The 11049-nt window shown below is 71.9% G+C and carries 10 protein-coding genes and 1 pseudogene; 2 read left to right on the top strand and 9 right to left on the bottom strand.

Features of this window, described 5'->3' with window-relative positions; translation table 11 throughout:
- The 6 genes and pseudogenes from ACWGIG_RS31330 to ACWGIG_RS31305 all read right to left on the bottom strand — a co-directional run.
- Positions 1–187, bottom strand: a pseudogene (locus ACWGIG_RS31330) (ABC transporter substrate-binding protein); the annotation flags it as partial.
- Between the two features lie 122 nt (positions 188–309).
- Positions 310–1452: an acyl-CoA dehydrogenase family protein gene (locus tag ACWGIG_RS31325; RefSeq protein ID WP_453325066.1), complete on the bottom strand. Its 1143-nt coding sequence runs from the start codon at positions 1450–1452 to the stop codon at positions 310–312.
- On the bottom strand, positions 1449–2630 hold the full coding sequence (locus tag ACWGIG_RS31320; RefSeq protein ID WP_453325065.1) for an acyl-CoA dehydrogenase family protein: 1182 nt from the start codon (positions 2628–2630) through the stop codon (positions 1449–1451). The genes ACWGIG_RS31325 and ACWGIG_RS31320 overlap by 4 nt, the downstream gene beginning before the upstream one ends.
- Positions 2627–3595, bottom strand: a complete 969-nt coding sequence (locus ACWGIG_RS31315) for an NADPH:quinone oxidoreductase family protein (protein WP_453325064.1) — start codon at positions 3593–3595, stop codon at positions 2627–2629. The genes ACWGIG_RS31320 and ACWGIG_RS31315 overlap by 4 nt, the downstream gene beginning before the upstream one ends.
- A 378-nt stretch (positions 3596–3973) precedes the next feature.
- Positions 3974–4717 carry a PIG-L deacetylase family protein gene (locus tag ACWGIG_RS31310; protein WP_453325063.1) on the bottom strand — a complete coding sequence of 248 codons (744 nt, stop codon included), beginning with the start codon at positions 4715–4717 and terminating at the stop codon, positions 3974–3976.
- Between the two features lie 86 nt (positions 4718–4803).
- The gene (locus ACWGIG_RS31305; RefSeq protein ID WP_453325062.1) at positions 4804–6102 is read right to left on the bottom strand and encodes an alpha/beta fold hydrolase; all 1299 of its coding nucleotides are present in this window, start codon (positions 6100–6102) and stop codon (positions 4804–4806) included.
- 160 nt (positions 6103–6262) lie between these two features.
- Between ACWGIG_RS31305 and ACWGIG_RS31300 the strand changes: the two genes are divergently transcribed.
- Entirely contained in the window at positions 6263–7426 is a 1164-nt protein-coding gene (locus tag ACWGIG_RS31300) for an ABC transporter ATP-binding protein (protein WP_453325061.1), read from the top strand.
- Positions 7427–7733: 307 nt separating this feature from the next.
- Positions 7734–8654: an ion transporter gene (locus ACWGIG_RS31295; protein WP_453325060.1), complete on the top strand. Its 921-nt coding sequence runs from the start codon at positions 7734–7736 to the stop codon at positions 8652–8654.
- Here the strand turns inward: ACWGIG_RS31295 and ACWGIG_RS31290 are convergent.
- From ACWGIG_RS31290 to ACWGIG_RS31280, 3 genes are read right to left on the bottom strand one after another with little or no spacing between them, the layout of a single operon-like run.
- A complete protein-coding gene (locus ACWGIG_RS31290) occupies positions 8627–9565 on the bottom strand; it encodes an ABC transporter substrate-binding protein (protein WP_453325059.1) in 939 nt (312 codons plus the stop codon). The genes ACWGIG_RS31295 and ACWGIG_RS31290 overlap by 28 nt on opposite strands.
- On the bottom strand, positions 9562–10236 hold the full coding sequence (locus tag ACWGIG_RS31285; protein WP_453325058.1) for an ABC transporter permease: 675 nt from the start codon (positions 10234–10236) through the stop codon (positions 9562–9564). Before ACWGIG_RS31285 ends, ACWGIG_RS31290 begins: the two co-directional genes overlap by 4 nt.
- Positions 10233–10904, bottom strand: a complete 672-nt coding sequence (locus tag ACWGIG_RS31280; protein ID WP_453325067.1) for an ABC transporter permease — start codon at positions 10902–10904, stop codon at positions 10233–10235. Before ACWGIG_RS31280 ends, ACWGIG_RS31285 begins: the two co-directional genes overlap by 4 nt.
- Positions 10905–11049: the final 145 nt, after the last annotated feature.

The following is an 11049-nucleotide window of genomic DNA, read 5'->3' as shown; positions in this document are numbered from 1 at the left end:
TGCCGTACCCGAGGAGCGGGCTGAGGGATTCCGGTTCGTAGGCGATGCCGACGACCGCCGAGTCCTTGGCACCGGAGCCGGAGGATCCGGCGTCGGAGCCGCCGGGCTTGGAACACGCCGCAGCGGTGATGGCCAGGGTCGCGGCCACCGTCGCGGCGGCCACCGTCCGTATCCTTCGGGCCGTCATGGCGCCCACACCCCTCTGAGAGATCAACTGTTATTGCAAACAACATGCAATTAAACAGCACGTAAAAGGGTGCGCGCTCCCCCACCCCTTGCGGAGAAGGGGGAGCGCCGCAGGTCACAGCCTCATTCCGGCGCCGGCAGCCCGACCAGCCGCCCCACCGCCTCCCGGTGCCTTCCCGAGGTCCCGAGCCCGATCGAATCCGCCTTGGCACGCTTCAGATACAGGTGCGCCGGGTGCTCCCAGGTCATCCCGATCCCGCCGTGGAGCTGTACGCACTCCTCTGCGGCGTGCACCGCGACCTTCCCGCAGTACGCCTGCGCGACGGCCACCGCGAGGGGCGCTTCGGGACTGCCCGCAGCCAGTGCGTCGGCGGCGTTGCGGGCGGCGGCGCGCGCGGAGACGACCTCCAGCCACAGCTGCGCCATGCGGTGCTTGAGCGCCTGGAAGGAGCCGACGGGGCGGTTGAACTGGTGGCGCTCCTTCGTGTACCTGACGGTCTCCTCCAAACACCATTCGGCGAGGCCGAGCTGCTCGGACGCGAGGAGTCCGGCTCCGGCGAGAAGGCCCTGGCGTACGGCGGCGAGCCCGGTCTCCGCGTCGGCGAGCAGCGTGCCGGCCGCGCCGTCGAGGGTGACCTCGGCAAGCGGGCGGGTGAGGTCGAGCGGGATCTGCGGCCGGACTCCCACGCCGTCCCCCGGCTTCTCGACGGCGTACAGACCCCCGGTGGTCGCCACCAGGAGCACATCGGCCGTCGCGGCGTCCGCCACCCCCGGGAGCAGCCCGTCGAGCCCCGGCCGGGGCCGGAAGTCGTCGGGCCCCGAGGAGAACCGGGACACCAGGGCTGCCGTCCGCCGCCCCGACGCCAGCTCGCCCAGCAGCGAGGCCACTTCGGCGTTCTTGGTGTCACAGGCCAGCAGTACCTCGGTCGCCACGACGGAGCTGGTGAGGTAGGGCGCGGGGACGATGCCCCGCCCCAGCTCCTCCAGTACGACCGCGGCTTCGCGGTGCGAGGCGCCCTGCCCGCCCAGCTCTTCCGGCACGAGCAGCCCGGCGACGCCCATGTCGGCGGCGAGCGCCTTCCACAGCCCGGAGTCGTACGGCACGCCCTCCTCCGCCCGGACGACCACCTGCGCCGGGTCGCTGCGGTCGGCGAGCAGGCCCCGTACGGCGGCCCGGAGGTCCACCTCCGCCTCGGAGTACAGCAGGTCGGGCCTGTGCGGCCCGGCCGTCGGGGCCACCGGGTCCTTCGAGTCCTTCGGATTCATCGGGCGAGGTCCTTCCAGGCGACGTCCTTGTCGGTGCGGGGCTCGGAGGGCAGGCCGAGGACGCGTTCCGCGACGATGTTGAGCAGCACCTCGGAGGTGCCGCCCTCGATGGAGTTGCCCTTGGAGCGCAGATAGCGGTACCCCGCGTCGCGTCCGGTGAAGTCGACGAGTTCGGGGCGGCGCATGGTCCAGTCGTCGTACAACAGACCCTCCTCGCCACGCAGTTCGACCTCCAGGCCGCTGATCTCCTGGTTGAGGCGGGCGAAGGCGAGCTTCATGCCGGAGCCCTCGGGGCCCGGCCTGCCCGCGACGAGCTGCTGACGCAGCCGCTCTCCGGTGAGCCTGGCCACCTCGGCCTCCACCCACAGCTCCAGGAGCCGCTGGTGCAGGGGGTGGGTGCGCAGCTCGGGCCGCTCGCGCCAGGTCCTGGCGACGGGGCCGATCATGCCGCCCTCGCGGGGGATGCGGGCGCCGCCGATGGAGACGCGTTCGTTCATCAGCGTGGTCTGGGCGACCTTCCACCCCTCCCCCACTTCACCGAGGCGCATCGCGTCCGGAATCCGGACGTCGCTGAGGAAGACCTCGTTGAACTCGGCCTCGCCGGTGATCTGGCGCAGCGGGCGCACCTCCACGCCCGGGTCGCTCATGTCGCACACGAAGTACGTCATGCCGCGGTGTTTCGGCTGGTCGGGGTCGGTACGGGTGACGAGGATCGCCCAGCGGGCAAGGTGCGCGCTGGACGTCCAGACCTTCTGCCCGTTGACCACCCAGCCGTCGCCTTCGCGCACGGCCCGGGTACCGAGGGCGGCGAGGTCGGAGCCCGCTCCCGGCTCGCTGAAGAGCTGGCACCACACCTCTTCGCCGACCCACAGCGGGCGCAGCAGCCGCTGCTTCTGCGCGTCGGTGCCGTATTTCAGGATCGTCGGCGCGGCCATGCCCAGGCCGATGCCGATGCGGCGGGGGTCGTTGTCGGGCGCACCGGCCGCTTGGAGCTCGGCGTCCACGACGGCCTGGAGGTCGCGCGGCGCGTCGAGTCCGCCGAGGCCGACGGGGTAGTGCACCCAGGCGAGACCGGCGTCGAAGCGGGCCTTGAGGAAGTCGGTGCGGTCCGTGGTCGCCGGCGGGTTGGCCGCGATCAATTCCTGCGTACGGGTCCGGAGTTCGGCGGCGGTGGTCATCGGGAGGCCCCTTCCGGGATGACGGCGATGCGGCCGGTGCTGCGTCCGTCGGCGACGCGCTGGACGGCGCCGGCGGCGTCCTTGAAGGGGACGCGTTCGCTGACGAGCGGCTTGATCGCACCCTCCGCGGCGAGCCGGGTCAGCTCGGCGTGGCACTTCGCGATGGATGCCGGGTCCTTGGCTGCGTACAGACCCCAGTGCAGGCCGAGGATCGCGTAGTTCTTCACCAGGGCGTGGTTGAGCGCGGGTGCCGGGATCGTGCCGCTGGCAAAGCCGACCACGACGATGCGGCCCTCGAAGGCGACGCACTTGGTGGACTGGGTGTACGCGTCGCCGCCGACCGGGTCGTAGACGACGTCCGCGCCGCGCCCGCCGGTGAATTCCTTCACCGCACCGATGACGTTCTCACTGTGCCGGTCGATGACGAGGTCGCAGCCCAACTTCCCGGCGACTGCTGCCTTTTCGGGGCCGCCGACGACGCCGATGACCTTGGCGCCCGCCGCTTTGCCGAGCTGGACGGCGGCGCTGCCGACGCCGCCCGCAGCGGCGTGCACCAGGAGGGTCTCCCCCGCCCGGAGGTGTGCGCGCCGGTGCAGGCCGAACCACCCCGTCTGGTAGCCGATGTGCAGGGCGGCGGCTTCCGCGTCGTCGAGGGAGTCGGGGGCGGGCAGTACCGCCGCCGCGTCCGCGACGACGTACTCGGCGAAACCGCCGTGCGGCAGCGCCGGGTTGGCGATGACGCGGCGCCCGTCCTCGGTCTCGCCGCAGATCTCGACGCCCGGGGTGAAGGGCAGTGGCGGGCGGACCTGGTACTCGCCGCGGCACAGCAGCGCATCGGGGAAGTTGATGTTCGCGGCACGCACCTTGAGCAGCAGCTGCCCGTCGGCGGGGACCGGGCGGTCGACCTCTTCGAGGCGCATCACCTCGCCGGGCTCACCGTTCTCGTGCACTCGCCATGCCTGCATCAAGGGCCTCCACGCGCTGTCGTCGGCAGTACCGTGCACGCACATACTAAGCGGTCGCTTGCCTCAGCGGGAAGGGCCGGGCCCACCCGGGGCGCGCGGGCATCGGTACGCGGGCATCGGTACGCGGGCCCCCGCGCGCAGGCTTATCGGATGCCCCAGGTACGACGAAGCGCGGCAGCTCCGTCCTGGAACGGGGCTGCCGCGCGGGCAGGGGCGGCCGGTTGCCGGCGGCCGGTGACCTGCGTCGTGAGGTGCTGCCGATACCGGAGAGGCACCGGTGACGAGAGAGGTACGGGACATGGCACACCCCCCGCTCCCCGGCCCCCGCCGCGCTCGATTCCCGTACCGGAGAACGGCGACCGGCACGGGAGCGTCCTCTCAGCGGCCGAACACCTCGAAGGCCACGGCCGGGATGCCGCCGAAGCGCTGGGCCACCGCGTGCACGTTGTCCGTGAGGAAACGGCGGCAGTACTGCTCGGGGTCCTCGTCGGTCAACGCCTCGATGTACGCCCGGTGTTCGAGCAGGGACAGCACCGAGCGCTCCAGACCCGGCCGGGCGTCGACGGCGTGGGTGGCCGATGCGGTGCCCGCGACGGCCACCCAGCGCACTCCGTCCCAGGGCCGGAGCCCCTGCTCCGTCAGCTCGGGGAAGATCCACCGGTTTCCGGCGTCGCCCGCCGCGTCCAGGGTGGCGCGGCCGACGGCGACGTGGTCGGGGGTGTTCCAGAAGGCGCCGCCCCCGGTGCCCCAGGTGTCGCGGTGGTTGAGGGTGATGACCAGTTCGGGCCGGTGCCTGCGGATCGCCGCCGCGATGTCCCTGCGCAGCGCCGTGCCGTACTCGATCACCCCGTCACGGTGGTCGAGGAACTCGACCTCCCGCACGCCGACGACGGCCGCACTGGCCCGCTGCTCCTTCTCGCGCAGCGGGCCGCACTTGGCCGGTTCGAGGGTGTCGATACCGGCCTCGCCGCGGCTGGCGAGCACATACGTGACGTCGCGCCCCGCGTCGGTCCATGCGGCGACCGCCGCCGCGCATCCGTACTCCAGGTCGTCCGGGTGCGCGACGACGGCGAGGGCGCGCTGCCAGTCGCCCGGCATGGGCAGCAGCTGATGGAACGTCATGTCTATGGTCATATGCGCAGGATAGGCGTCAACAGCGGCAACACCCCCTGGCCGCAGGCTCATTTCGGACGGTCCGGCGAAGGCCCTCAGACCTCGCCGCGGGCCAGGGCCAGCAGCCGGTCCAGCACCCGCGGGCCGCTCGCGCGCAGCCCGTCGTGCTCGTACTCGTCGGTGACCCAGGTCCGCAGGCCTCGGACGGACCTGGCGGTCTCCAGGGAGTGGGCGGTGTCGACGTACATGTCGTCGTGGTAGACGGCGGCGGCGACGGGCACCTCGTTGGCGGCGAGACGGGCCGGGTCGTACAGCGGTGCCCAGTCGGTGCGGGCGGCGAGGAGCTCGGCGGTCTCGCGCAGCGGGCGCAGCGCGGGGTCGACGTCGAAGTGCCAGGGGTGGATGCTCTCCCCGGTGAACGGCAGCGGGCCGCTTCCTGCGAGGGCCTTCGCCGCGTCGAAGTGCGGGAACTCGCCACGGGCCCGCTCGGCGCCCCATGCGGTGGGCTCCGCGCCCTGGCCGTAGATGGACTCGTGCAGCAGGGCGTACAGCGGGTGGCCCGCGAAGGACAGCGCGGACTGCGCGGATTCCAGGAAGACGTCGGAGAGGGCGGGGCCCTGCGGCGTCCGCACGAAGGCGTTCTCCAGGAGGTGGTGGAGCTGGTGCGTGCCGTCGCCGCCGCCGAGGGCGATGCCGAGGGACTGGAACGCCTCGGGGGTGAGCGTGTAGCCGTTCGGCGTGACGGTCCTGTGCTCGGTGAGGTGGGCGGCGATGTCCCTGGCCCGCTGGACGTCCTGCGGGTAGCGGACGTAGTGCGCGGCGGTCTTGCGGGCAATGCGCGGGAACGCCGCCCGGTAGACGTCGGCCGCACCCGCGTGCAGGGACGGCAGCCCGCCGGTGATGAGTACGGTCTGCAGTCCCTCGGGAGCGGTGGACAGGTAGTGGGTGGCGCAGAATCCGCCGAAGCTCTGGCCCAGCACCGTCCAGGGCGCTCCGCCGGTCAGCAGCGGCCGGATGCGCTCGCAGTCCCCGACGATGGAGTCGGCGCGGAAGTGGGCGAGGTAGTCGGCCTGCTCGCGGGGGCCGCCGCGCAGTGGCAGGGTCTGCCGGTTGACCGGGCTGGAGAGGCCGGTGCCGCGCTGGTCGAGCAGGAGCACCCGGAATTCCTGGAGGGCCCGGCCGAGCCAGGCCTGGCGTCCCACGAAGCGGCGGGCGCCGAAGCCGGGGCCGCCCTCCAGGTAGACGAGCCAGGGGAGATCGCCGGCCGCCCGGTCCGAGGCCACCACCTCGCGCCCGTACAGCTCGATCTGTTCACCGGAGGGGTCCGTGTGGTCGAGGGGCACGGTGAAACGGTGGTCGGTGAGGACGGTACCGGGCTGGCGGTAACTGGTCACTCTTGCTCCTGTTTTCTCCTGGTCCGATCGTTGGCGATCAGTTCAGCACACCCTTGTGGGGTGCCGTTCCGGACCCTCCCGCTTGCGGTGCGTGTTCCGGTCCCACTCGGACAGTCCCGGTCCGTGTGCGCCGCGTCCCCGGCACGCCTAGCGTGCGTACATGATCCGGTTCGAGCAGGTCAGCAAGGTGTATCCGGACGGCACCACGGCCGTCGACGGCCTGTCCTTCGAGGTCGCGGAGGGCGAACTGGTCACGCTGGTGGGCCCGTCCGGCTGCGGCAAGACGACCACCATGATGATGGTGAACCGGCTGATCGAACCGACCTCGGGCCGGATCCTGATGGACGGCGAGGACATCTCCCGCATCGACCCGGTGCAGTTGCGCCGCCGCATCGGCTACGTCATCCAGCAGGTCGGCCTCTTCCCGCACCGCACGGTCCTGGACAACACCGCCACCGTCCCCTTCCTGACCGGCTGGAAGAAGGAGAAGGCACGCGCGCGCGGCGCCGAGCTCCTCGACCTGGTGGGCCTCGACCCTGCCGTGTACGGCTCCCGCTACCCGGAGCAGCTCTCCGGCGGCCAGCGCCAGCGCGTCGGCGTCGCCCGCGCCCTGGCCGCCGACCCGCCCGTCCTGCTGATGGACGAACCCTTCGGCGCGGTCGACCCGGTGGTCCGCGAGCGGCTCCAGGACGAGTTCCTCAGCCTCCAGGCGACCGTCCGCAAGACGGTCCTGCTGGTCACCCACGACATCGAGGAAGCGGTGCGGATGGGTGACCGGATCGCGGTGTACGGGCAGGGCCGCATCGAGCAGTTCGACACACCCGCCGCGGTGCTGGGCGCCCCGGCCACGCCCTACGTGGCACAGTTCGTGGGCGCTGACCGCGGCCTCAAGAGGCTGTCGGTCACCGCCGTCGAACCGGACGACCTGGAGGACCCGCCGCGCGCCCGCCTGGACGAGCCGGTCGCCCCGGCGGCGGCCCGGCTGCGGGCGGAGGGGGCCCGCTGGGCCGTCGTGCTGAACGAGCGCGGCGAACTTCACGGCTGGGTGTCCACCGAGGACCTCGCCCTCGCGGGCTCGGAGGGCACCGTGGGGGATCTGGCACGCCGGATGGACGCATGGGTGCCGGTGGGAACGCCCCTGAAGCACGCGTTCAGCGAGATGCTCCAGTGGGACGCGGGGTGGGTGGCGGTCCTCGACGGGGCGCGCCTGGTCGGCGTACTGACTCCGGTGAAGCTGCACGAGGCGCTGCGGCGCTCGGTGGACGCCGACGTGCAGGGGCTCCAGCGCGACGAGGTCCAGTTCGATTCGATCGCGGACGCGTAGACGCGGGAAGCCGGAACGACGAGGCGCAGGAACGCGGGGAGCCCGGACGCGGGCAGCCCGGACGCGGGCAGCCGGATCGCGGGACGTCGGATCGCGGGACGTCCGACCGCAGGCGTCGGACCGCGGGGCGTCGTGGACGCACGGGGCCGCTCGTCCGAAACGGGCGCCGTTCGCACAGGTGTACACGTCGTCCGCCCCAGCGGTGAGAACTGCTGAGTCCGGTGTGAGCCGTGTGGTTCCCGGATAGGGCTGCGGGCGACCTTCGCCTTACTCGCCGCACAACACCATGCCGGGTGGACTCGACCTCATGACCAATATGCATCGCGGAATCCCCCTCTCCACCGCCCTGCGCACGGGCCGACGGCAGGCGCTGGCGAAGAGGGCCGACCGCCTGGTCTCCGCGACGTGGTTCTCGGTCCTGGTGATGACCGCCATCACCGCCAATGCCGTACTGCTGGGCGTGGAGACCTACGCGGGGCTCGCGGCGCGCTGGCAGGAGCAGTTGTCGCTGCTGGAGCACTGCTTCCTGGCGGTGTTCACCGGGGAGGTCGTACTGCGGGCCGCCGCCCACGCCGACCGGCCCGGGGACTTCTTCCGCAGTCCGTGGAACGTCTTCGACACCGCCGTCGTCCTGTTCGCGTTCCTGCCCGTCACCGGAGACAACACCACCCTGCTGCGGCTGCTGCGGCTCTTCCGGGTACTGCGCACCGCACGCTTTCTGCCGCAACTGCGGGTGATCGTGACGGCGCTGGGCAAGTGCCTGCCGGGCACGGCCAGTTTCGTCATGGTGGGCACGCTGCTGCTGTACGTGTACGCGATGGTGGGCTGGCTGTGCTTCGCCGCCGCCGACCCCGAGCACTACGGATCACTCGGCCGGGCGGTGGTCACCCTCTTCATCCTGATGTCGCTCGACGGGCTGGGCGACGCCGTGCACGCCGGGATGCTCATCTCCCCTTGGTCGCTGGCCTACTACGGCTCGTACGTGCTCCTCAGCTCGTTCCTGCTGGTGAACCTGCTGATCGGCGTCGTCATCAACTCCCTTGAGCAGGCCCGCGACGCGGACGGCTCCGAGAAGAAGGCCGAGGCCGGGGAACCGGCGCACGAGAAGACCGTGCAGGACTCCGATCCGCTCGACGCGTTCGGCGTCCGGGACCGGATCCTGGCGGCCCGGCTGGCCCTGGAGGACGCGGAACGGCTCCTTCAGATCAGCCGCTTGGACTCCAGGTAGGCCCGCGCCACGTCCTGCGGCAGCCGACGCCAGCTGTCCACCTGCCGGTTGAGATCGGCCAGGTCCCGGGTCGTCAGTACGGTGTTGAGCCTGCCCAGCGCCTTGATGACGCGCTCCGACCCCGCCCGCGCCCTGTTCACCACGGGCACGATGTAGTCGGCGTTCTGGAGGTGTTTGTCGTCGGCCAGCAGGACCAGGCCGAACGCGTCGAGGGTGGCGTCGGTGGTCGTGGTGAGCACCATCTGGTCCTGGCCGGTCTGGACGGCCTGCTTGGCGGGGGTGGTGCCGACGCCCTTGGGGTCGACGCCGGTGATGTCGATGCCGTACGTCTTCTTCAGGCCGGGCGCGCAGTACGGGCGCTGCACACACTCGTCACCGGCCGCCAGCCGCACGGGCAGCCCGGACCTTCCGAGGTCGCTGAGCGTCCTGAGCCGGTGCTGCTTCGCATACGCGGCGGTGACGGCGAAGGCGTTCTGGTCGACGGCGCGGCCCGCGTCGAGGACGGTGAGCCCGCGCGGCACGGCCAGCTTCCGCAGCGCCTTCATGGTGGCGGCGAGATCGGGCGAGCCGACGGGGGCGGCGTCCGCACCGTGGGCCTTCGCGTTGAGCCAGTCCGCGAAGGTGGCCGCGTACTCCGGTACGACATCGATCTGGCCGCTCTCCAGGGCGGGTTCGTACAGCTCCCTGTTGGTGACGGACAGGACGGTGGTGCTGTATCCGGCATGCTCCAGGAGCAGGGCGTACATCTGGGCGAGCAGGTCGCTCTCGGTGAAGCCCGCCGACCCGATGTGCAGGTCCTGGCTGTCGCCGGGCTCGGCGCCGATCTCGCCCCGGTCCTCCAGGGAGGGCCCCGTCGTGCAGGCGGTGACGGCGAGGAGCAGGGCTGCGGCGACGCAACGGAGCCGGTTCATCCCGCCTGCCCCCTCGCCCATGGCGGAGCCAGCCGCTGCGCCACTTCGAAGAGGCCTTCCACCAGCAGGGCGAAGACGGCGACCAGAACGGCGCCCGCGACCACTTGCGGCGTACTGGCGAGGTTGAAGCCCGCGGTGATGATGCGGCCGAGGCCACCGCCGCCCGCGAGCGCGGCGAGCGTCGCCGTCGCCACGAGCTGGACGGCGGCGATCCGTACACCGGTCAGGATCAGCGGCAGGGCGAGCGGAAGTTCCACGTGGAACAGCAACTGCCGCCCGGTCATGCCCATCCCCCGGGCCGCCCGCACGGTGTCCTGGTCGACGCCGCGCATCCCGACGTACGCATTGGTCAGCAGCGGCGGTACGGCGAACAGCACCAGCGCGATGATCGTCGGCCACTCGCCCTTCGTACCGAGCGGAGTGAGCAGCAGCAGGACCAGCACGGCGAAGGTGGGCACGGCCCGGCCGACGTTGGAGATGTTGATGGCGAGCGCCCCGCCCTTGCCGAGGTGGCCGAGCACCAGGGCGACGGGGAGGGCGATCAGGCAGCTCAGCAGCAGGCAGACGACGGTGAGGAAGAGGTGCTCGCCGAGGCGGCTCCAGATGCCGTCCTCGCCGTTCCAGTGCGCGGCGCTGGCGAGCCAGTCCCAGGCGGCGGTGAGGGTGTTCATACGCGCGTCCAGGGGGTCAGCAGGCGTTGCACGCCGAGCAGGATCAGGTCGGCGGCGACGGCGATGATCACGCACAGCACGGAGGCGGTGAGGACCTGCGCCTTGAAGTAGGTGTTCATCCCGGTGTAGATGAGGTTGCCGAGTCCGCCGTAGCCGACGATCGCGCCCACCGTGACGAGGGAGACGGCGGAGACGGTGGCGATGCGGAGTCCGGCCATGGCGGCGGGCAGGGCGAGCGGGAGCTCGACACCGAGCAGCAGGCGGACCGGCCCGTAGCCCATGCCGCGGGCGGCCTGCCGGGTCTCCTCGGGGACCGCGCGCAGCCCGGCGAGGAGGTTGCGTACGAGCAGGGTGAGCGAGTACAGCACGAGCCCGGCGATCACGAGGGACGCGGAGAGCCCGTACACCGGCAGCAGCAGCGAGAACATCGCCAGCGAGGGGATGGTGTAGAGCACCGTCGTCACCCCGAGGACGGGCGCGGACGCCCACCGCCAGCGGCGCGCCGCGATCGCCAGCGGAACGGCCACCAGCAGCCCCAACACCACTGACACGACCGTGAGTTGAAGGTGCTGAAGCGTCGCGTCCCAGAGGATCTCGCGCCGGCTGGACAGATAGGCGCCGCAGATCCACTCATTGCGCGCGAGGCAGTCGTCCGGAGGCGCGGTCACCCGTCCATTGCAGCCCCGCGGGCGGACGACCGCGCGTCCTGTTGGCCCGTACGGGTGCCCCGCCGGGCGGGGCGGGTGCGGGCGGGTGCGGGCGGGTGCGGGCGCCGCCGCTGCGGGCGCCGCCACGAAGCGGCCGATCCTGTCC

The organism is Streptomyces sp. NPDC054863, assembly GCF_053610825.1.
This window is presented reverse-complemented; position numbering and strand designations above follow the sequence as displayed.